This window comes from Paenilisteria riparia FSL S10-1204 (genome assembly GCF_000525995.1).
In the GTDB taxonomy this organism is placed as follows: Bacteria; Bacillota; Bacilli; order Lactobacillales; family Listeriaceae; genus Listeria_A; species Listeria_A riparia.
This window is the reverse complement of record NZ_AODL01000027.1, coordinates 17,026-38,810: the sequence shown is the minus strand read 5'-3', so window position 1 is coordinate 38,810 and position 21,785 is coordinate 17,026. Positions and strand designations below refer to the sequence as shown.

General features: G+C 42.2%; 16 protein-coding genes and 1 pseudogene. 12 read left to right on the top strand and 5 right to left on the bottom strand.

What is annotated here, in order from left to right; all coding sequences use genetic code 11:
- Positions 1–175 precede the first annotated feature (175 nt).
- Together PRIP_RS16435 and PRIP_RS13180 are read left to right on the top strand one after the other, a co-directional pair.
- The gene (locus PRIP_RS16435; protein WP_052008934.1) at positions 176–5,404 is read left to right on the top strand and encodes a SpaA isopeptide-forming pilin-related protein; all 5,229 of its coding nucleotides are present in this window, start codon (positions 176–178) and stop codon (positions 5,402–5,404) included.
- 1 nt (position 5,405) lies between these two features.
- Positions 5,406–7,274: an MSCRAMM family protein gene (locus PRIP_RS13180; RefSeq protein WP_052008933.1), complete on the top strand. Its 1,869-nt coding sequence runs from the start codon at positions 5,406–5,408 to the stop codon at positions 7,272–7,274.
- Positions 7,275–7,627: 353 nt separating this feature from the next.
- Here the strand turns inward: PRIP_RS13180 and PRIP_RS13175 are convergent, their stop codons facing one another.
- Together PRIP_RS13175 and PRIP_RS13170 are read right to left on the bottom strand one after the other, a co-directional pair.
- Positions 7,628–8,050, bottom strand: a complete 423-nt coding sequence (locus PRIP_RS13175) for an SRPBCC family protein (protein WP_036101590.1) — start codon at positions 8,048–8,050, stop codon at positions 7,628–7,630.
- A gap of 103 nt (positions 8,051–8,153) precedes the next feature.
- Positions 8,154–9,021, bottom strand: a pseudogene (locus tag PRIP_RS13170) (LysR family transcriptional regulator).
- Between the two features lie 118 nt (positions 9,022–9,139).
- On the opposite strand from PRIP_RS13170, the gene PRIP_RS13165 reads away from it, so the two are divergent.
- Positions 9,140–9,709 (top strand): DapH/DapD/GlmU-related protein, encoded by a 570-nt coding sequence (locus PRIP_RS13165; RefSeq protein ID WP_036101589.1) that lies wholly within the window; start codon positions 9,140–9,142, stop codon positions 9,707–9,709.
- A 73-nt stretch (positions 9,710–9,782) separates the two neighbouring features.
- On the opposite strand, the gene PRIP_RS13160 is transcribed toward PRIP_RS13165, so the two are convergent.
- Complete coding sequence (locus tag PRIP_RS13160) at positions 9,783–10,334, bottom strand: GNAT family N-acetyltransferase (RefSeq protein WP_036101587.1); 552 nt, start codon at positions 10,332–10,334, stop codon at positions 9,783–9,785.
- Between the two features lie 278 nt (positions 10,335–10,612).
- Here PRIP_RS13160 and PRIP_RS13155 point away from each other — a divergent pair, with 278 nt between their 5' ends.
- Entirely contained in the window at positions 10,613–13,261 is a 2,649-nt protein-coding gene (locus tag PRIP_RS13155) for a cation-translocating P-type ATPase (RefSeq protein ID WP_036101585.1), read from the top strand.
- 298 nt (positions 13,262–13,559) lie between these two features.
- Here PRIP_RS13155 and PRIP_RS13150 read toward each other — a convergent pair whose 3' ends face one another.
- Positions 13,560–13,847: a rhodanese-like domain-containing protein gene (locus PRIP_RS13150; protein WP_052008932.1), complete on the bottom strand. Its 288-nt coding sequence runs from the start codon at positions 13,845–13,847 to the stop codon at positions 13,560–13,562.
- A gap of 72 nt (positions 13,848–13,919) precedes the next feature.
- A complete protein-coding gene (locus PRIP_RS13145) occupies positions 13,920–14,195 on the bottom strand; it encodes a DUF1294 domain-containing protein (RefSeq protein ID WP_036101582.1) in 276 nt (91 codons plus the stop codon).
- Between the two features lie 82 nt (positions 14,196–14,277).
- Here PRIP_RS13145 and PRIP_RS13140 point away from each other — a divergent pair, with 82 nt between their 5' ends.
- The 8 genes from PRIP_RS13140 to PRIP_RS13105 all read left to right on the top strand — a co-directional run bounded on the left by PRIP_RS13140 (position 14,278) and on the right by PRIP_RS13105 (position 21,778).
- Positions 14,278–14,973 carry a hypothetical protein gene (locus PRIP_RS13140; protein WP_149023829.1) on the top strand — a complete coding sequence of 232 codons (696 nt, stop codon included), beginning with the start codon at positions 14,278–14,280 and terminating at the stop codon, positions 14,971–14,973.
- Positions 14,974–15,043: 70 nt separating this feature from the next.
- The gene (locus PRIP_RS13135; RefSeq protein WP_036086394.1) at positions 15,044–15,421 is read left to right on the top strand and encodes a RidA family protein; all 378 of its coding nucleotides are present in this window, start codon (positions 15,044–15,046) and stop codon (positions 15,419–15,421) included.
- A gap of 190 nt (positions 15,422–15,611) precedes the next feature.
- The gene (locus PRIP_RS13130; protein ID WP_036101578.1) at positions 15,612–17,045 is read left to right on the top strand and encodes an amino acid ABC transporter substrate-binding protein/permease; all 1,434 of its coding nucleotides are present in this window, start codon (positions 15,612–15,614) and stop codon (positions 17,043–17,045) included.
- Positions 17,038–17,766, top strand: a complete 729-nt coding sequence (locus PRIP_RS13125) for an amino acid ABC transporter ATP-binding protein (protein ID WP_036101577.1) — start codon at positions 17,038–17,040, stop codon at positions 17,764–17,766. The genes PRIP_RS13130 and PRIP_RS13125 overlap by 8 nt, the downstream gene beginning before the upstream one ends.
- Positions 17,767–17,892: 126 nt before the next feature.
- Positions 17,893–18,570 carry a response regulator transcription factor gene (locus PRIP_RS13120; protein WP_036101575.1) on the top strand — a complete coding sequence of 226 codons (678 nt, stop codon included), beginning with the start codon at positions 17,893–17,895 and terminating at the stop codon, positions 18,568–18,570.
- Positions 18,567–19,946, top strand: a complete 1,380-nt coding sequence (locus PRIP_RS13115; RefSeq protein ID WP_036101573.1) for a sensor histidine kinase — start codon at positions 18,567–18,569, stop codon at positions 19,944–19,946. Before PRIP_RS13120 ends, PRIP_RS13115 begins: the two co-directional genes overlap by 4 nt.
- A 78-nt stretch (positions 19,947–20,024) precedes the next feature.
- Complete coding sequence (locus PRIP_RS13110) at positions 20,025–21,113, top strand: ABC transporter permease (RefSeq protein ID WP_036101572.1); 1,089 nt, start codon at positions 20,025–20,027, stop codon at positions 21,111–21,113.
- Positions 21,113–21,778 carry an ABC transporter ATP-binding protein gene (locus PRIP_RS13105; protein WP_036101569.1) on the top strand — a complete coding sequence of 222 codons (666 nt, stop codon included), beginning with the start codon at positions 21,113–21,115 and terminating at the stop codon, positions 21,776–21,778. The genes PRIP_RS13110 and PRIP_RS13105 overlap by 1 nt, the downstream gene beginning before the upstream one ends.
- The last annotated feature ends 7 nt before the right edge of the window (positions 21,779–21,785 follow it).

The following is a 21,785-nucleotide window of genomic DNA, read 5'->3' as shown; positions in this document are numbered from 1 at the left end:
AGAGCTATTTACTAAAAAACTGGAGTGCTGTGTTTGAAAATAATAATTAGGAGGTAATGAAGGAAGGAGTTTGTAATTTAAATCACAAAAAATAAGTATAAATATCTATAATTTTTACAATCTATAAATAGATAGTGTTAGCTTTAAGCAAGTATATTCGAAAGGGGAAAAAGTGATGAAAAAGGTGTTAGCGGCAGTTCTCACTGTTATGCTCGTAGCTTTCACCGTTTTAACAGCTGTGCCAGCGCAATCTGAGAATTTAGAAACGGCGAAACAGGATTTCTTTACACAAGCAACAGTGGAGGATGGGGAAGGGAACGTTATAACGGAGAAGTCTAAGCCGGTTGTTTTGCATGAGAGTAAGCTAAATGTGCGATATGACTGGAAAATTGCGAGTGGGGAGAGTTTGGCGGGAAAAGAGATTTTAGTGACACTCCCAGAAGCACTAGATATCGTGGGCGAATCGCAAGCAGATTTCAAAATTGATGATGTGGCTTATGGCAAATGGTCTGTGGATAATGAAAAACATGTCTTGCAAATTCAGCTAAATAAAGATGTGCCTATATTTGATGAAGACCGGGTCGGGGATATCGTGTTACAGGCAACGCTACAGAGTGATACGAAAGAGAAGTTGCTACCGCTGGACTTTGATCTTGGTTCGCAGTTGGTGACGTTGCAAGTCCCGTTGCAGCAAACGATGACGCCGGTTACTGAGCCGGAAGTGCCGCCGGAAAAAGAGACGGTGAAAGAGGATACCGAGAAAAAAGATACGAAGAAAGCGGTGACACCAAAAGCAAAGGCTTCGGTTGCGACGGTGAACGGAGTAATTGATGAAAATATTTTGACGAATGTTATTTTTACGGATAGTGATGGGAATCCTTACACGGATGAGAACCGCCCAACGGTGGATTCTTCCGCCAAAATTCAGTTTGAATGGGCGCTTCCTGATGCGCTTAATGTGAAGAACGGTGATACGTATACGTTTGCGATACCAACTATTTTTGCAATTAATTCGCCGATTACGGGGACGCTTGGGGAGTATGGGACGTTTGTTGTGAATACGGATCATATGGTGACATTGACGTTTAATGAAAATGCGGAGACATCCTCGGAGGTTCACGGGGAATTGCATTTTAATACGTATTTTGATAAGCAGCGTCTGATTGGAACCACGACGAAAACAATTACGTTTCCGGTAGATGAGGGGACGACGTTCACACTGGATTTCTTACCGACTGGTGGGACGGCGATTGCGAAGGCGGGGGTGGCAAATGCGACGTATAATCCCACTTCGATTAACTGGAAAGTACAGGTGAATGGGAATCAGAAATTGCTTAAGAATGCAGTTTTGAAAGACACGATGCAGGCCGGCTTATCGCTTGATCCAACGTCGATAAAAGTGTATAAGCTGAATGTGTTTATAGATGGGACGAATAGTGCAGGGGAATTGGCAGACCCGTCGGAGTACACGATTGTGCCGAATGCGAATAATACGCTTGAAATTGATTTTGTGGATAGTACGATTCAGGCGTATGAGGTGCGATATACGACGACGATTACGGATTTGACGAAAACGAGTTTTACGAATAAGGCGACGTTAACCAGTACGGGGAATCCCGCGATTTCGGCTTCTTCGACGGTGAAGATTAACCGTGGAAAGCGTCTGAATAAGTCAAGTACGTATGATTCGAAGACGCAAAAAATTTCTTGGACGGTTAATTATAATTATGATACGGCAACGATTACGCAGGCAAATGCGATTATTCGAGATTTGTTTTCGAATACGTATGGACTTGTGCCAGGCTCGATTGTTGTGAAAAATGTGAGCATTGATGGGACTGGCGCAGCAACGATTGGTAGCACGGTGCCTTCTACGGCTTATACGGTGACGCCGACATCTAATGCGACGCAGAACGGGTTTAATTTGCAGTTTAACCAGGGGATTAGTGGGGCGTATGTAATTACGTATGATACGGTACCGACAGGATTGATTACGAGTAATATTAATGTGACAAATCAGGTGAGTTCGACGAATACGACGACGGTAAGTTCGACGCGTGGTGTAACGCAGGGCAATATTAGTAAGCGAGCGACGAGCATTAACTATAATACAAAAGTGATGCAGTGGGAGCAGATTATTAATAATAACAACTATATTATGAATCATGCTTTTATTAAGGATCGTTTTAATTCGGGCGGCTTAACCTTGTTACAAAATACGGTGAAAATAGTAGACATGAATAATGCGAATAGTGTGTTGGTTCTCGGGACGGATTACGAGTTGGAGCTTAACGCGGATGGAAAAGGTTTTTTGGTGACGTTCATTGGTGCTTATGCGGAAAATATGACACATACATTGAAGTTGACATACACGACGTCGTTTAATTATTCGGAAGTGACGGCGCCGAACAATTTTGAAAATGTGGCTTCAATTTTATGGACGGAGATTAATGGGGAGGATACGAGTTCGTTAGTGGTGAATGTAAACCCGGGAGATTATACGAAGAACAATGGATTTAAGTCGGGGAGCTACAATGCACAGAAGAAGGAGCTAACGTGGACGGTTGGCATGAACTACAACTTGCTGACTGTGACGGATCCGATTTTTACGGATGCTATCCCGGCGAATCAGAAATTGTTGCCGAATACGATTGAAGTGCATAAGATGACGCTTGGTTCGGGGCAGAATACGTATTCGGACGGTGGGCTTGTGCCGAGTAGTGAGTATACGCTGGATACGACGGAAAATGTGATTACGGTGCATTTTAATCATAGTATTCAGACGGCGTACTATATTACGTATAAGACGAGCATTGCAGATACGTTGATTGTGGCTTCTTATCAAAACACGGGGACGTTAAAAGATGGTGCGCAGAATTTTGCTTCGTGGACGGGAACGGTGAACATTCCAAGTGGTGGAAGCTATGTTACGAAGTCGGGTACGCAAAATGGTAAAAATATTGATTGGACGGCGAACATTAATGCTGGGCAGTCAACGATTTCAAACGCAACAATTGTAGATACACCGACAAGTAACCAAGTATTGATTCCATCTTCATTTCACCTTTATAAGACGGTGGTAGCTAGCAACGGGACGTTTACGCAAGGCGCAGAGATGGTGCAAGGGACGGATTATACGCTTGAAATCACGACGGATAATGTGACGGGAGCGCAGAAATTTAAAATAACGTTTGCGAGTACGATTTCGACGGCATATATTTTGAAATACAGTTCGTTTATTGACGCGAATGACAAAGAAACAGTTAGTAATACTATCAAACTTGCTGGTAGTAACATTACGACGGAGCTAGTGGAGACGGCATATGATGTCGTTGTTAAGGTCACAGACGGCGGAGGTAGCGCGACGGGAGTTCGTGGCACAATTACGCTAACGAAGACGAATACGGGTACCACACCGCTTGCCGGAGCCAATATGGCATTATACGATGCGACGGGAACGGTTATGTTACGTTCGGGCTTGACGGATAGTACTGGTAAAGTGGTTTTCGGAGCTTTGCGCTACGGGAATTATATTTTGAAGGAACTGGCCGCGCCGGCGGGTTATGTCATCTCGGATGCTTTGGAAGCAGGTACGACGGTAAATTTAGCTCAAACGGCTAAAGATGTTACAGTCAAAAATAGTCTATATGTCGGCGAAGTGACGTTGACAAAATACGAAATCAACACGACTAGCGCGTTGTCAGGAGCAGTTTTCCAATTAAAGAGAGGTGGCACAGTGGTTCAAGATAACCTGACGACCGACGCGAATGGAAAAATTCATTTGACGAATTTGGAACCAGGAAGTTATTCTTTCGTAGAAGTCACTGCGCCACAAGGATACCAACTAAATACAACGCCATACAATTTTACAATAGGAGCAAAACAAACAACACCAATCACTGTGACGGCATATGATGCGCCTATTTTAGGAACAATTTCTCTAACAAAAGAAGATAGCGTGACACACATGCCATTATCCGGAGCGGTTTTCAAATTATTAAATAGTTCTGGGGCAACACTACAATCGAATTTAACAACAGATGTACAAGGAAAACTCGTTATTCCGAACTTACCGCTTGGCAACTACTCACTCGTCGAAACAGCGGCGCCAACGGATTACAAACTAGACACAACGCCAATTCCAATTACGATTTCAAAAGCAACAACAAGCACAAACATCGTTTCCAAAACAATGACAAACACGCTAAAAACAGGCGGAGTCAAGCTCACCAAGAAAGATAAGAAGTCCAAATTAGCGCTTTCTGGAGCCGTCTTCTCTTTACAAAAAGCTAATGGTGATGTCGTGCAAGCCAATTTGACGAGCGACGAGAATGGCGAAATTCACGTGACTAATTTAGCACCTGGAAACTATCAATTTGTCGAAACGACCGCACCAACAGGTTATTATTTAGATGATACAGCGATTCCATTTACGATTGTGAAGTCGCAACAGCAAGAAGTCGCATTGACAGCGCTTGACACGGTCGTTCCAGGGACGGTTATTTTAACAAAACAAGATCATGTTTCCAAAGAAGGGCTAGCAGGAGCCACCTTCCAACTACTGGATGCGGATGAACAAGTTTTACAAACAGATTTAGAAACTGACGAATTCGGTAAGTTAACGATTGAAAATCTTGATCCGGGCGATTATTTCTTAGTTGAAACCAGTGCACCAGAGGCTTATCAGCTTGATAGCACACCGATTCCATTCCGTATCGCGCTGGCCCAGCAAGAAGCATTGGCAATCACGCATGACAACACATTAAAAACCGGCGGATTCACACTACACAAAGTCGACAGCGTGAACGACCAACAAAAATTAACTGGCGCTCAGTTCGACCTAAAAGTAAGCGATACCGGTGAAATCGTTCGTAGTGACCTAGAAGTTGACGAAAATGGCGACCTTTCTATCGATGGTTTGGCTCCAGGCGATTATGAACTTACCGAAACGAAAGCGCCGCAAGATTATGAGCTACCAACGAGTGATTACCATTTTACAATTACTAAAAATCAAACGAAAGCATTAGACATCACTTATTCCAACGAACTTATCAAAGGCAAGGCCAAATTAATCAAACAAGATAGCGTAAACCCACTACAACACATTGCAGGCGCTACTTTTGATGTTCAAAATAATCAAGGTGAAGTTGTGCAATCTGGTTTAGTAACGAATGATGAGGGCGAAATTACAACACAAGACTTAGCTCCAGGCGATTACCGATTTGTCGAAACAAGCGCAGCATTCGGCTATATTCTGGACGCAACCCCAGTGCCATTCACCATCACCAAATCCCAGCAAGAAACAACGGTCGTCGAAAAAACAAACACATTAACACCAGGCAGTGTGATTCTGGAAAAATTAGATAAAAAAAACAAAAACACCGATTGCAGGTGCTACATTTAAATTGTTAAACAAAGATGGTGATATCATACAAGATAACCTCGTTGGCGGTTCCGACGGTCTTATTAGCGTCAATGATTTACCACCTGGTGACTATCAATTTATCGAAACAGTAGCACCAACAGGCTACTACCTAGATACGGCGCCAGTACTGTTTACAATCGTTAAAGGGCAGCAAACACCGATTTCAGTAGAAGCCTTCAACGCGATTATTCCAGGAACTGTATCTTTATCCAAAACAGACAGTGCCTCAGGAGAAGCTCTGGCGGGAGCCGTTTATCGATTAACGGACGCCGAGGGTAGCACATTACAAGAAGGCTTAACGACCGACGTATTTGGAAAAATAATTATTCCAGGCCTTGATCCAGGAGACTATATGCTACAAGAAACAACCGCGCCGCAATACTATCAGTTAGATAGTAGTTTTATCAAATTTACGATTACAAAAGCGCAAGACGAGGCATTGCAACTAGAGGCAACGAATACACTGCTCACCGGTTCTGTGCGCATTCATAAAGTGGATAGCATTAACCGCGGACAAGCGCTAAAAGGTGCTAAATTCAGCTTGAAATCACTCCAACTTGGTGCCCCAATAGGAACCACTTTTACAACTGATGAAACAGGGGATATCCACATTGATAACCTAGTTCCAGGCGACTATGAATTGATGGAAACCGAAGCACCAACTAACTACCAACTCCCAATCAAACCACTGTCGTTCACCATCGAAAAAGGCCAAGAACAAACACTGCTTATCAACTACGTAAACGAACTCATTCGCGGCAAAGCAGCACTTACAAAAGCAGATAGTGTGAACAAAGACAATCATTTATTTGGCGCTGTTTTCAAAGTCACAGATAAAGATGGTACCACAGTACAAGAAAATCTAACAACCAATGAAGATGGCAAAATTGAAACCACGGAACTGCCACCTGGAGACTATCAGTTCATCGAAACCCAAGCACCAATCGGTTACGAAATCGATATAACACCAGTACCATTTACTATCGTACCATCACAACAAGACGAAGTAGAAGTGGACATGCCAAACACCATGATTCCAGGATCTGTGAAACTAACCAAGACAGATGCAGAAACAAAAGTACGATTGGCCGGTGTCGTTTTTGATCTATATAATGTCAGTGGTAACCTTGTAAAGGAAAATCTGATGAGCAACGAACTAGGCGAGCTAGGCGCAACCAACCTAACACCAGGTGACTACTACTTCCAGGAGAAAATCGCGCCAAAAGGATATTTGTTAGACAAGACGCCAATTCCATTCACCATTACATTTAATCAAAAGGAAGTAAAAGAAGTTACATGCACCAATCAAAAAGACTATGGCAGTATTCTCGTTCATAAAATAGACCGTGATGATCAGAATATTTCACTAAAAGGTGCAACCTACAGCATTCTAAACAATGACAAGAAAATGATCAATAAGGGAATCACAAGAACTGACGGCAAAGTTCATTTTCCAAAACTAGTTCCAGGTGTTTACTACGTTAAAGAAATCAGCCCGCCGAAAGGCTACAACTTGGACCCAACACTGAAACAAGTAGCAATCCCAGAACGTAGCACAGCGCCAGTAACAGTCGTCGTAACCGATACAAAAATAGTCATACCACCAACCAAACCGACGATTCAACCCACGAAACCAGTTATTACGCCAACGCATCTAACAAAACCAGTAAAGCCAACAACCTTGAATAGCGTTAAACCAACGCCTACAAAACGAACAACATTTAAAACCAATCAGCCAACCCTTCCGCATACAGGCGACCTAAATGAACTGCGCTACTTACTCGCAGGATCAATTCTCATTTTTGGTACCACGTTTGCAACGGTTTGGTATTGGCGCAGGAAACAATAAATAAAGGCTCTCAGCGTATCGACAAACACCCAGCTTCGTCGTTAAAAGCTTCTTCTACGCTGCGCTACGCATAACTTCTCACATGGTCGAGGATACGACTCTCTCCCTGTTTTCAGTCAACGTACCTGAGTACGCTCCGCGTTGTTGGAACTGTTCGACGCGTAACGAGTTACAGTTCCAATATAAGCGTGAACGAAGTGAAGGGCTAGTCCTTGCTTAGAATCTGTGCATTTGTCGACAGGCTGAGGTTTGGTGACACGGACAGGTTTTTCATTTAAAACATAGGTTTTATACAATAGAAGGCCCCTCATGCCATTTTCTCCGTGGCACGAGGGGCCTTCCTAGTCTATTTATTATTTGCTTAGTTTTACGAGCTCAATTCCGGCTCGGTCCCACATTTCATTCATCATGTCATAATATTTATCATCCATGGCGACATCTACGAACATTTTTGTCTGGTTGCCAACGGGTTCAAATACATAATGCTCCAGCATATCTGCAAATGCAGCGACTTCAACATATTTCCCATCAGTGATTTCGCCTAAAAAGGAAAATTTGATTTCTTTTTCTGGCTCAAAAACAACTACTTTAGAAACCAAACCATTGCCCGAAGTATCAACAAAATGAACCGTTTCATCGAGCCCCATATCACCAGTGTAAGTAGAACCCTCCTGAAAAGCAGCTGCCCACTTCTCATATTTGCTTCGATTAACAACTAATTCCCAAGCCAGAGCAGGGCTGCAATCAAGTATAAATTCTTTTTTTATGTGTTTCATTGTAAATCCTCCTTTTTAAAGCGTTAACATTATTTTAGAGTATTTTACATATACTAACAAGCATTATGTGTTTTGGCTATGCTACAACCCATACAACACTCTCCTAGACATTATGAATTAATTGCAAAAATGCTTTGGAGGCATTTGAAAAGATTTGATTTTTTTTTCCAAATAATATTAACAGTGACGATTAGAGAAGGCGAGCATGGAATAAATATCAGGTTGGTACCTGCTGTATTTATAATGCCATCAATGCAAAGAGCACTCACCATGTTTTCTTTTACTAAAAGGGAAGCATTATAAAGTAAATTATAGGTGCCCACGATATTGAGATAATCTGCACTAGCTCCAAGCCACTCGGATAGCTGGTTGTCAACCAAAGATTGATTGGAAACTAGTAAAGGAGTGCCTTGAATATCTGCAGGAGTGATATATTTGTTTTTTGCTAACGGATGTGAAGCGCTAACTAAAATCCCCCAGTGATCTACTAAAGGTAGTTGCAGATAATCATATTTTTGTTTTTCTACTGGATCAATGACGAGTCCGAAATCTAATAGTCCATAATCGATTTTTTCTAACACATCATCTGAATTTCCGCTATAAAGCTGAAAATGAATATCTGGATGTTTCAATCTTAAGTCACGCAAAAGCTGCCCAATGAATTCAAAAGCCCTTGTTTCTCCTGCCCCAATAGCAATCTGACCACTAATACTGTTATCATTTAGTAAATTAGCTGTTGTGGATTCAACTAAAGATAATATCTCTTTTCCCTTTTTGACTAGGTAAATTCCATCGTCTGTCAAAGTAATAAAGCGACTTCCACGTATAAATAACTTTACCCCCAGTGTTTCCTCCAATTCTTTCAGTTGTTTGGAAAGTGTTGGCTGAGATAGATGAAGTACTTTGGCAGCTCTGCTAATTGTTTTTTCTCTTGCAACGGTTAAAAAATAATTTAAAACGCGAAGTTCCATTGGTCCAGTCCTTTCTATAGATAAAACGAATAGGTAGATATATATTATAGGTCTTATTCAATTATACCTTTTCCATATATAATTAGGGTAGTAAATGATTTATTTTAGGAGGGAGTATATGTCTGGTTTAGATTTACAAAGCAAAATAATTGGAAAAGATGTTCTCAAGGGCTCAGCTCTTTATAAAGAAATCCATTTAGCCAAGCAGAATAATGAGCGATTAATCATAGAGTTGAACACACATTATCATACGAAAGAAGAAATATTGCGCTATTTGGAAGAAATTACTGGAAAAGCGGTGAATCCTTCCGTAGATATTTCCTGCCCTTTTTATAGTGACTTCGGAAAACATATTACGTTTGGAAAAAATATTTTTATTAATCAGAATGTTACTTTTGTGGATTTAGGAGGGATTATAATTGAGGATGAGGTATTGATAGGTCCCGGTGCAACATTGATAACAGTCAATCACTTAATGGATCTTGAGAATAGGCGCGGATTGAGAGTGGCCCCTATCTGTATTAAGAAAAACGCATGGATTGGAGCTAATGCAACCATATTGCCCGGTATAACAGTAGGAGAAAATTCGGTGGTTGCTGCCAGTTCTACGGTGACAAAAGATGTACCTGATAACGTCATTGTAGCAGGGACCCCAGCAAAGCAGATTAACAGTATAGATGTGAAATAGGATATATGCAATGTCAGAAAAGCAAGCCATGTCTTGAAGCGATTCGGAGACATGGCGTGTTTTATCTGTTTTCTTACTTTCGATATTTTTCCCGAAACTCGCGGGCGAGGATGCTCATCGAGATAGAATCATGATATTCGTGATTATAAAACAAAACCTCGCGCTGTATACCTTCTACCGTGAAGCCTGCTTTTTCATAGGCTCGGCTAGCTTGTTTATTGTAAGCAAAAACATTTAGTTCAATGCGATTTAGATTCAAAATACCAAAGCCGTATTCGAGTAATAGCTGTATTGCTTCTGAGCCATAGCCTTGCCCTTGGTGTTTGGCTTGACCAATCGCGATTCGCATATTGGCATTTCGATTCGTTGGGTCAATGTCTTGTAGCGCAATGTCACCGATAACTTCCTCCGTATTTTGCAGACAAATCAGCAATAACACAGAATCGTTTTCTTGCCATTTATTAGCGATGTAATGTTCGATTTGAGCATACGTAAAAACTTGTTTTGTACCAGTTAAACGCCTAACCTCGCTGTCAAAAAATAAAGTATAGTAAGTGTCTAAATCCTCCACATTAAGCGGACGCAAAAACACTTTTTCACCTTGTAAAAGTTTATCTGTTCGCATGTGTCAACTTCCTTTCCATGTTTTTAGATTTTTTTCGGATATATATTAAGAAAATCTGTCGCATGATTCTATTATATACAAATAAATCAAAAGGAGGGATGAAAATAACAAAAACGAACATTATTCTGTTGCTAGTTGTGCGGAAGCTTACGACTGAAGTGGAGATATCCAACTTGTAATTTTTTCTATTTTATTTGTAGGGATTTCAAATTTTTTTATGTGAAACGTGCTTGTTTTGGGTATAATGTAAGATATACTATATAAAAGGTGGTTGGAGTATGCATATGTATCAGAAGGAAGCCGAGGAAGTATTGGAAGAATTAGACACTTCTGCGAAAACGGGGTTATCAACGGCGGAGGTTAAGCTACGGTTAGAGCGGGATGGTTATAATGAGTTAAAGGATAAATTGAAAGACCCGCTTTGGAAATTGTTTTTAGAAACATTTAAGGATCCTATGGTTATCGTTTTATTGGCAGCGGCAGTTGTGCAAATTTTGCTTGGCGAAGCTGTAGAATCGCTCATTATATTTGCAGTGTTGATTTTGAATTCGGTGATTAGTGTGGTTCAGACGCGGAAGGCAGAAGGTTCGCTTGATGCGCTAAAGGAAATGTCGGCACCAGAGGCTAAAGTAATTCGAAATAGCGAGAAGTTAACGTTGCCTGCTCGGGAACTCGTGAGGGGCGATATTGTTTTGCTGGATGCTGGAGATTTTATTCCAGCGGATGGCCGCATCATTGAGAGTGGTTCGCTGAAAGTAGATGAAGGCATGCTGACGGGAGAATCAGAAGCAGTTGAGAAACATGTGGCGATGATTGGCGAGGAAGCGGCTTTAGGTGATCGCAAAAACATGGTATTCAGCGGGGCACTAGTTGTCTACGGACGCGGGGCTTTTGTAGTGACGGGAACGGGCAGTGATACGGAAATTGGAAAAATCGCTGGCTTGCTGGAAAGCGCAGAAGCGAAGCAAACACCGTTGCAGCAAAAATTGGAGAGCTTTAGTAAAAAACTCGGAATCGGAATTTTGCTGTTATGTATTTTGATTTTTGCGATTGAGGCCGGACGGGCTTGGCTTGGTGGCGGCAGTGGGGGCATGACGGAGGCCATTTTGAATGCGTTTATATTTGCAGTAGCTGTGGCTGTTGCGGCGATTCCGGAAGCTTTATCGTCGATTGTGACGATTGTACTGTCGGTCGGGACGAACAAGATGGCAAAGCGACATGCGATTATTCGGAAGCTTCCTGCTGTTGAGACGCTAGGTTCGACGAGTGTCATTTGTACGGATAAGACTGGAACGTTGACGCAAAATAAGATGACGGTTGTGGATTATTATTTGCCAGATGGGACGCAAGAAGTTTTTCCAAACACGCCAGATATGTGGTCGGAGGGAGAACGTCGTTTGATTCATATCGCGGTGCTTTGTAATGACTCGAATATTAATGAAGAAGGCTTGGAATTGGGTGACCCGACGGAGGTTGCGCTGATTGCGTTTAGTAATAAGAACAACAAGGATTATAATGAAATTAGAGAACGCTACATGCGTGAGGCGGAGATTCCTTTTGACTCGGAACGGAAGTTGATGTCGACGGTGCATATGTTTGGTGAGCAAAAAGCGATGTTGACAAAAGGTGGGCCTGATGTTGTGTTCTCGCGTTGTAGCCAAGTGTTTTTGGATGGGAAAGAGCAGCCGTTGACGGAAGAATTGAGGGCGAGTTTGATGGAAGCCAATGAGCGGTTCTCCAATCAGGCGTTGCGGGTATTGGCTTATGCGTATAAGCGGTTGAATCGTTCGCAGGCGGATATTGATTTAGATGATGAGCATGATTTGGTGTTGGTTGGTTTGACGGCTATGATTGATCCACCACGTGAAGCGGTCTATGCGTCGATTGAGGAATCGAAGAAAGCTGGCATTCGGACGGTAATGATTACAGGAGACCATAAAACGACAGCGCAAGCGATTGGACGGGATATTGGCTTGATGGCAGAAGACGATATTGCGTTAACAGGGCAAGAGCTAGACGCATTGTCAGAACAAGAACTGGATGAAAAACTAGAGCATATTTCTGTCTACGCGCGCGTATCTCCGGAAAATAAAATTCGGATTGTAAAAGCTTGGCAGAAAAAAGGTAAAGTAACATCGATGACAGGCGATGGAGTAAACGATGCGCCGGCCTTGAAACAGGCGGATATTGGTGTGGCAATGGGGAGCGGGACAGATGTTGCCAAAGACGCTTCAGCGATGGTCTTGACGGATGATAATTTTGTCTCCATTGTAAGTGCGGTGGAAGTTGGCCGTACTGTTTTTGATAATATTAAAAAAGCGATTGCGTATTTGTTTGCAGGAAATTTAGGCGCGATTGTTGCGATTCTTTTCGCTTTAGTTTTTGACTGGATTAACCCATTTACAGCGCTACAATTGCTGTTTATCAACTTGGTCAACGATTCCTTGCCAGCGATTGCACTCGGAATGGAAAAAGCAGAACCAGACGTGATGGAGCGCAAGCCTCGGGACATTAAAGAAGGCATTTTTGCAGGTGGTACGATGCAAGCTGTGATTACGCGTGGTTTGTTGATCGGTGTCGCGGTTATTATTTCACAATATATCGGGCTACAACACTCGCCAGAAATTAGCGTGGCGATGGCATTTACAACATTGATTCTAGCACGGACTTTGCAAACTTTTGCGGCACGCTCGAATAAGCAGACCGCTTTTGAAGCAGGATTTTTCAGTAATAAATATGTCATTTATGCTGTGCTGGTATGCTTTGTTTTATATGGTATAACAGTACTCCCAGGTGCACGCGAAATCTTCTCCATCCCAGAAACATTCGGTCTTAGCGAATGGGGAATTGCAGCAGGACTAGCCTTGGCAGCCGTTATTTTAATGGAACTTGGTAAAATGGTAAGCCGTCTTTTCAAAAAAGCATAGTATAAAAACATATTGAGACAAACTAATTTTCACACAAAATAAGCAGGAAACCACGAGTCCCCTTTTCGGGTAGGACGTGAATCCTGCTGTACACAAATCGAGCGAAAGCGTTTGTATTCAGGGGATTTGGTGGAAGCCGGAAGCGGAGCATACTGGTGTATGTGATGACTGAAAGCAGGGAGGGAGTCGTATCCCCGACCATGCGAGAAGTTAAGCGTAGCGTATGCGAAGTAGAACCGGAAGTCCGCCAAATCCCCTGAATGCGAGCGCTTGTCGCCGATTTATTTTGGGTATGGTATTACTTGCTTAGCCAAGCATTCATGCCACCGACTACATTTTCGCATTGGAAACCGTGGGCGCTCAGGTACTCGCAAGCTTGTGTAGAACGGTTACCAGAATAACAAATGACGCTGTAAATCGTGTTGGGGTCTAGTTCATCTACGAAATTTGGTAAACCGATTAATGGGATATTGCGCACGCCTTCAATGTGAACCTCATGAAAATCAGCCGTATCACGCACATCGATAATATTCTCCGCCGCACGACTTTCCAGTTCTTCTACAGAAATAAGTTTGAAACTCATCATAAAAACTCCTCTCGAATGCCTTCATTGTAAAGGATGAGGGCGATGAAAGACAAGTCCTCTGCTTGTGAAAAATTAATGAAAATAGCGATATAAGTAGAAAAGAAGACCGACATGCAGGATAATGGCCAGTGGCACAAGGATTTTGAACTTCCATTTATGTGTTTTGTGGTGGAAAAAATGCATCCCAATCCATGAACCAATCCCACCTCCTAAAAAAGCACATAATAACAGTGTTGCTTCTGGAATACGCCATTGATGTTTTTGTGCCTTTGCCTTATCAATCCCCATCGTTGCAAATCCAATCACATTTATCATGATATAATACGTACAAACAAGCAAGAGTAGCATGAAAATCCCCCTATAGAAAGTTTAAAAAAAGTAATTTTAAGTGGAAACAGGTTATTATTATACCATATACGAGGAGAGGAAAGTGATAGATATGAATGTTATTCGTGATTATGCAAAATTTGTTGGGATGACAATTGTTCGACCGGTAAGAACAAGTATGCAGGCGCAAAATCAACATGGTGTTTTTGGGTTGTTACATATTTTCTTGTTTGTTATATGCTTGACAGTACAGTATGGATGGAATATGCGAGATGTTATCCTCAATTCATTGCAGGACTATCCGGTTCTTCAGCGAGTGATTACATCCATTTTTGTATCATCTGGGCAGGTGCTACTTTATATTTTGGCGATGATGTTGCTCAATGTGTTTGTTGTTTGGCTCGTTGTTCGATATATCATGGGTATTAGAGAAGTTAGTTTTTTGAGGTGTATGGCTGGTATTGGTGGTATGATTACATTCCCATTAGTTGTAATGATTATTTCTTTGTTCGCTGCATGGTGGATTTCAACACTTGTCTCTGTATTAATATGCATTGTAGCGCTTCTTTTTTTACCATTCGCAATGATGTACTTTATCATCGGCCATTACGAAAAATCGCGAGTCGATGTATACTGGATTAGTTTGCTCGTATTCGTCATTGTCTCCGTTATCACACTGGTAGGAATGTTTTTGCTCGTAAGACTTTTTACAACAAATATACATGAAGTTATTGCAGAGCTACAAGGAAAAACCGATGGCTGGATTAATACAATAAAAGCTTGGCTACCAGCAAGGTAAAAAAATTGCAAAACTATCTGAATTCGCATACAATACAGAGATACGACATCATATTTAGGAGGATTTTTTTATGACAAAAGAAATTATTCATACCGATCAAGCTCCGAAAGCACTTGGTCCATACTCACAAGCGGTAAAAGTCAACGGTTTTATTTATGCATCTGGACAGCTAGGCATCGATCCTGCCACGGGTGTTATGGCGACAGGTGTGGAAGCACAAACAAAACAAGCCTTTGCGAATATTCAAGCCGTTCTGGAAGCTGGGGGCTCAAGTTTGGACAAAATTGTGAAAACAACCGTCTTATTCAAAGACTTGAATAACTTTGTTGCAGTGAATGAAATTTACGCATCTTTCTTCGAAGGTGACTACCCAGCTCGTAGCGCTTTTCAAGTAGCGAAATTACCGAACGATGCGGATATCGAAATCGAAGTGATTGCCGAAGCATAAAATAAAAAATTTGGTATTAAAAGCCTTGAAGTAATGCTTTATTTCAGGGCTTTTTTTACGTTTGCTGGAATCTCTTATCTGATTTGGGTATTTTCAATAAGGTTACGTTATGATAAAATCGAGGATGTGTTACAACTTGAGACAATGAACTGGAATTAATATACATAAGTGCATATAGGGGGAGGAAATAATGAAAAAGACAAAATTAGGACTACTACTTCTATCATTTATAGCAGTATTCGCAATGGTCGCAGGAAGCTTTGCACCGGTTGTCCACGCGGCTGGCGAAAAAGTATATGAGATTGGAACAGACGAAACATTTGCACCATTTGAATTCCAAAATAAAGACGGCGAGCTTGTCGGTATCGATATGGATATTTTAAAAGCCATTGCCAAAGATCAAGATTTTAAATACAAAGTAAAGCCACTAGGTTTTAATGCCGCAGTACAGGCGCTTTCAAGCAATCAAGTCGACGGTGTCATCGCAGGAATGAGCATCACCGACGAGCGTAAACAAAAGTTCGACTTCTCAGATCCGTACTTTGAATCCGGCGTTGTGATGGCCATCAAAAAAGGCGACGACGCAATTTCCTCATACAAAGACTTAAAAGGCAAAAAAGTAGCTGTTAAAACAGGCACAGAAGGCTACGCATTCGCAGATGCTAACAAAGACAAATACGGTTACACGTTAGTACCGTTCGATGATTCGGCGAGTATGTACGCAGACGTCCGCACAGGAAACTCGGCAGCATGTTTTGATGATTATCCAGTACTTGCTTACGGCGTGAAACAAGGCAACGGTCTTGACATCGTAACAGACAAAGAAAAAGGAAACTCATACGGTTTTGCAGTAAACAAAGGGCAAAATCAAGAATTACTAACGAAATTCAGCGCAGGACTTGCAAACATTAAAGCAAGCGGTGAATATAAAAAAATTGTCGATACATACATCGGCAGCAATGAAGCGCAGAAATCATTCTGGGATATTCTTGTAGAAAGTATGCCTGCCTTATTGCTAGGCTTATGGTATACGATTAAATTAACATTAATTTCTCTCGTTTTTGCAGCGATTTTAGGACTGGTATTTGGTTTCCTAAAAGTCAGTCGCAACAAGCTCTTACGCGGTATCGCGACAGTATACGTCGATATTTTCCGTGGGATTCCGTTGATTGTTTTGGCATTCTTCATTTACTTTGGGATTCCAGAGGCGATGGGCTTCAAGATGGACGCAACTGTTGCCGCTGTTATCACACTGAGTTTGAATGCTGGGGCTTACATTACCGAAATTATTCGTGGCGGAATTCAAGCCGTTGATAAAGGACAAATGGAGGCAGGGCGCTCACTCGGACTTCCTTACGGTAAAACAATGCTCAAAATCATTTTACCGCAAGCTGTTCGAGTCATGATTCCATCGTTCATCAACCAGTTTGTCATTACACTGAAAGATACATCGATTATGAGCGTTATCGGCCTTGTCGAACTAACACAATCCGGTAAAATTATTATCGCGCGTACGTTCGAGTCATCCACCGTTTGGCTCATCGTCGCGATTATGTACCTCATCGTGATTACCGCGCTAACAAAACTATCAAACGTGATGGAACGGAGGGTAAACAATGACTAAACTCAAAGTCACCGATTTAAAGAAAAGCTTTGGTACCAATGAGGTGTTAAAAGGCATTAATCTGGAAGTAGCAGAAGGCGAAGTAGTCTGTGTGATTGGCCCTTCCGGCTCCGGAAAAAGTACTTTCTTACGTTGCATGAATCACCTCGAAGAAATCACAGCCGGCGAAGTCATCGTAGACGATTTCAATATCACCGACAAAAAAACAGACATCAACAAAGTCCGCGAAAACATCGGCATGGTATTCCAACATTTCAATCTGTTTCCACATATGTCCGTACTAAAAAACATCACACTCGCACCAACCGAACTAAGTAAAAAATCAAAAGCCGAAGCCGAGAAAATTGGGATGGAACTCTTAGCCCGCGTCGGCTTATCCGATAAAGCAAATGCGTTCCCAAGCCAGCTATCCGGCGGTCAAAAACAACGCGTAGCAATCGCTCGTGCCTTAGCGATGAATCCAGATATTATGCTGTTTGACGAACCAACATCCGCACTCGATCCGGAAATGGTCGGCGAAGTGTTAGGCGTTATGAAAGATCTTGCCAAAGAAGGTATGACAATGATGGTCGTCACACATGAAATGGGATTTGCCAAAGAAGTCGGCGATCGCGTCATTTTTATGGACGGCGGTTATATCGTTGAAGAAGGTACACCAGAGCAAGTTTTTGATACACCGAAACACGAACGGACGATTAGTTTTTTGGAAAAAGTTTTATAAACAACAGAACCACTTGCTGCCGGCGAGTGGTTTTTTAGCTGCCCTAAGTATATGCTTTTCTATTACGTTAATTACTGCTATGATAAAATCAGTTATAAATCGTAACGATAAGAAGGTGAAAAACAAATGAAACGGATTTTAGTAGTGGATGACGACCCCCATATTCGCCAGCTCGTCGGCCATCATTTGCGTGCGGAAGGATTTCACGTTCTCGAGGCAGAAAATGGTGTCCATGCTGAAACGCTATTGCATGAAGCTCAAGTGCATTTAGTCATTGTTGATCTGATGATGCCAAAAATGGACGGCTTGGAATTATGTAGAAGGATACGCGCTGATTATGCAGAAATCCCAGTCATCATGTTAACAGCTAAAGATGCATTGCTGGACAAGGCGCAAGGCTTCGAAGTTGGAACAGACGATTATGTCACGAAACCATTCGAACCACAAGAATTGATTTTTCGCGTTCGGGCGTTATTGCGACGTTATAATCAAGCAAGCGAAGTGAAAATTAAGATTGGACACGTCACTATCGACCAAAAAAGCTATACAATTACTACTGAAAATCGTGAGTTGATGATCCCGATTAAAGAATTCGAGCTTTTATATCAATTAGCGAGTTATCCAAATCGAACATTTACTAGGGAAGAGCTAATTGAGCGTATCTGGAAACGCGATTACGACGGAAGCGATCGGACGGTCGATGTACATATTAAGCGTTTGCGGGACCATTTTGATGAAAAAGCGGACGGTATTCGGATTGTTTCGATTCGGGGAATTGGTTACAAATTGGAGGAAAGCCTATGAAAACGTTGTATACGCGTATAGTAGTTACGATGCTAGTTGTCATTGTTTTCAGTAGTTTGCTCGGATTTGCGATTGCGAACATCTATTATCAGGTGAACTTAAAACCTTTTAATGATGAGAAAGTGACCAAGATGGCGGGCGAGATTCAGCGGTTTTATGATGCGAACGATGAGGTAGCACTGGATAGTTATTTAACGAATGTCGGCAACCTTGGCTACGAGCTGTTTTTGACGGATGGTAAAAAGGAATCGGATTATTTCGGCGGTGAATTTCGTAAAAAATACTTGCCATCTAAAACGGTGCAGCAAGTGCTTGACGGACAGACGTATCACGGCATCGATAACTTTGACACGGGCTTGTTTATCACAGGTTTTTTTGATAATGATATTCAGAACACGATTGGCGTACCAATTGAAACAGACGGCAAAACAATGGCGCTCTTTTTACGGCAAGACCCTGAGCAACAATTTGGTGAACTGCGGATCTTTTTCGCGCTGATTTTAGTTTTTACATCCCTTATTAGTATTATTTTAGTTTTAATTAGCGGACGTTATATTGTGCGTCCGATTGTGAAACTAACCAATGCCACGAAAAAAATTCGTAAAGGAAACTACGATGTGGCGCTGGAAGTGAAACGCAAAGACGAAATTGGACAGCTTGCTGACTCTTTCACGAAGATGGCGGGGGAGCTGGAAAAATCGGAAGCAGCGCGTCAAGAATTTGTTGCTAATGTCTCACACGAACTACAATCTCCACTGACTTCGATGCAAGGTTTTGCAACATTACTAAGCTCGCAATCGCTGACCGCCGAGGAACAAACGAAATATTTGGCTATCATGACCGAAGAAACGACGCGATTATCGACGCTGACCAAACAATTGCTCACGCTGGCAAGCCTTGATCAAGAAGCCGAACTGCGCAAGCAAGACGCGTTTGATATAAAAGCGCAATGGCAACAACTTTTGCAGATGACTGAATGGAGCTGGCGCGACAAAGCGCTGACGATAGAAACATCGCTTGAAGCCGTGACGTACTATGGGGATGCCGAATTAATGTATCAAGTCTGGTCGAATCTGTTGACCAATGCCATTAAGTTTACGCCAGAATCAGGCAATATCAAGATTCGACTTTACGAAAATATACACGAAGTAACGATAGAAGTGACCGACACAGGAATCGGAATTGCCAACGAAGCCTTGCCGAACATCTTCAATCGTTTTTACAAAGCCAACGAAAGCCGCTCACGCGAAGCCGGTTCCAGCGGTTTAGGACTTTCCATCTGTAAAAAAATCATTGATCTACACGGTGGGACGATAACGGCAACAAGTAAAATCGGCCAAGGCACAACATTTACAACAAAACTGCCTAAAAACTAAATTTGTAAAATTAGATTCACATTCCGTTTACAAAACTCCTCTAAACTAAGTGTATGAACTTAAGAGGAGTTGAACGGAATGTTTTTAGCGTTAAGAGAATTACGACACGCCAAACTAAGGTATTTTTTAATCAGCTTAATTATGGTGTTGATTGTCTGGCTTGTTTTGTTTGTATCAGGGCTTGCGAGCGGACTTGCCAACGACAATGGCGCCGCGATTTCATCGAATAAAGCGACCTACTATGTGTTACAAAAAGATTCAGATAATCGTCTAACCCGCTCGAATTTGACCGAAGCAGAAACGACGGAGATAACATCACAAGTAAAGCAAAAAGAAGCAACGAATCTGGGTGTACAAATGGGTACAATCACACCGCCAAACGAAAATAAGAAGACCGACATCACCTATTTTGGCATTGATACGAATAGCTTTATGAAGCCAGCAATCAAAGAAGGCACGATGCCAAATGCTAAGAATGAAGTATTGGCCGACGATTCGCTACAAGAATCAGGTTATAAACTAAACGATACATTAAAAGACAGCGCAACAGGACACACGTTTACAATTACAGGCTTCACAACGAGCAACACATTTAGCCACTCGCCTGTGCTTTTCGTTAATTGGGATGGCTGGCAACAAATTCATCAAACAAATCAGAGTGCAAAAGGGGACTATACAGCAGTTGCCATGAATGTCTCCGAAAAAACGGCGGACAATTTGAAGCTAGGCAATTTGGAATTAGCCTCTAGCAAGGACGTTTTACAAGGCATACCAGGTTATTCCGAAGAGCAAGGCTCATTACTGATGATGATCGCTTTCCTATTCGTTATCGCCGCATTTGTTCTAGCAGCCTTTTTCTACGTCATCACCATTCAAAAAATCAACCAATTTGGTATTTTAAAAGCAGTCGGAGCGAGAACCGCTTATCTTGGACGCAGCATTGTTAGTCAAGTTGTTTTTCTATCCATTGTCAGTTTAATTATCGGAAACGCGTTGACGTTCGGACTAGCCGCAGTCTTGCCAGCTAGCATGCCATTCTCACTAAGCCCACTGCTAGCCATCGGTTGTTCCGCATTGTTCCTAGCTGTTGCCGTTATCGGTTCCTTATTATCACTATACCGCGTCGCGAAAGTAGACGCACTTGAAGCAATCGGGAGGGCAATCTAATGACATTAATCATGCAAAACATCTCAAAAAATTACCGAGACGGCGAGCAAGTCGTGGAAGTTTTAAAAAATGTATCACTCGAAGTAAAGCAAGGTGAATTCGTGGCTATCGTTGGACCATCAGGTGCTGGTAAAAGCACGTTCTTATCCATCGCAGGCGCCCTATTAACACCAACATCTGGCGAAATCACAATCGGCGGTCAAGCATTGAGTAGCCTATCAACCAAAGCCTTAACACGAGTCCGTCTCGAAAAAGTCGGCTTTATCTTCCAAGGCGCCAACTTGATTCCCTATTTAAACGTCAAAGACCAACTGCTCGTCATCGCAGAACTAGCAGGGCATCGCAACAGCGAAGCAAAACAACGAGCCACGCAATTACTCGAGGAACTAGGCTTGAGTCATCGTGCCAATCAGTACCCAGAGAAATTATCCGGCGGGGAAAAACAGCGTGTGGCCATTGCTCGGGCGATGATGAATAATCCAGACGTTATATTAGCCGATGAACCGACTGCGAGCTTAGATGCAGAACGTGGCTACAGCGTTGTCCAAATGATTGCCCAAGAAGTCAAACGCAACAACAAAGCTGCAATTATGGTAACCCACGACGAACGTATCCTAGACCTCGTTGACCGCGTAGTAAGAATTGAAGACGGTCAATTACATTAAAAAACGA

Excerpts from the sequence above, each read along its gene's own strand:
- PRIP_RS16435 (WP_052008934.1), top strand. The coding sequence starts at position 176 with ATGAAAAAGGTGTTAGCGGCAGTTCTCACTGTTATGCTCGTAGCTTTC.
- PRIP_RS13175 (WP_036101590.1), bottom strand. The coding sequence starts at position 8,050 with ATGAAACACATAAAAAAAGAATTTATACTTGATTGCAGCCCTGCTCTG.
- PRIP_RS13165 (WP_036101589.1), top strand. The coding sequence starts at position 9,140 with ATGTCTGGTTTAGATTTACAAAGCAAAATAATTGGAAAAGATGTTCTC.
- PRIP_RS13160 (WP_036101587.1), bottom strand. The coding sequence starts at position 10,334 with ATGCGAACAGATAAACTTTTACAAGGTGAAAAAGTGTTTTTGCGTCCG.
- PRIP_RS13155 (WP_036101585.1), top strand. The coding sequence starts at position 10,613 with ATGCATATGTATCAGAAGGAAGCCGAGGAAGTATTGGAAGAATTAGAC.
- PRIP_RS13150 (WP_052008932.1), bottom strand. The coding sequence starts at position 13,847 with ATGATGAGTTTCAAACTTATTTCTGTAGAAGAACTGGAAAGTCGTGCG.
- PRIP_RS13145 (WP_036101582.1), bottom strand. The coding sequence starts at position 14,195 with ATGCTACTCTTGCTTGTTTGTACGTATTATATCATGATAAATGTGATT.
- PRIP_RS13135 (WP_036086394.1), top strand. The coding sequence starts at position 15,044 with ATGACAAAAGAAATTATTCATACCGATCAAGCTCCGAAAGCACTTGGT.
- PRIP_RS13130 (WP_036101578.1), top strand. The coding sequence starts at position 15,612 with ATGAAAAAGACAAAATTAGGACTACTACTTCTATCATTTATAGCAGTA.
- PRIP_RS13125 (WP_036101577.1), top strand. The coding sequence starts at position 17,038 with ATGACTAAACTCAAAGTCACCGATTTAAAGAAAAGCTTTGGTACCAAT.
- PRIP_RS13120 (WP_036101575.1), top strand. The coding sequence starts at position 17,893 with ATGAAACGGATTTTAGTAGTGGATGACGACCCCCATATTCGCCAGCTC.
- PRIP_RS13115 (WP_036101573.1), top strand. The coding sequence starts at position 18,567 with ATGAAAACGTTGTATACGCGTATAGTAGTTACGATGCTAGTTGTCATT.
- PRIP_RS13110 (WP_036101572.1), top strand. The coding sequence starts at position 20,025 with ATGTTTTTAGCGTTAAGAGAATTACGACACGCCAAACTAAGGTATTTT.
- PRIP_RS13105 (WP_036101569.1), top strand. The coding sequence starts at position 21,113 with ATGACATTAATCATGCAAAACATCTCAAAAAATTACCGAGACGGCGAG.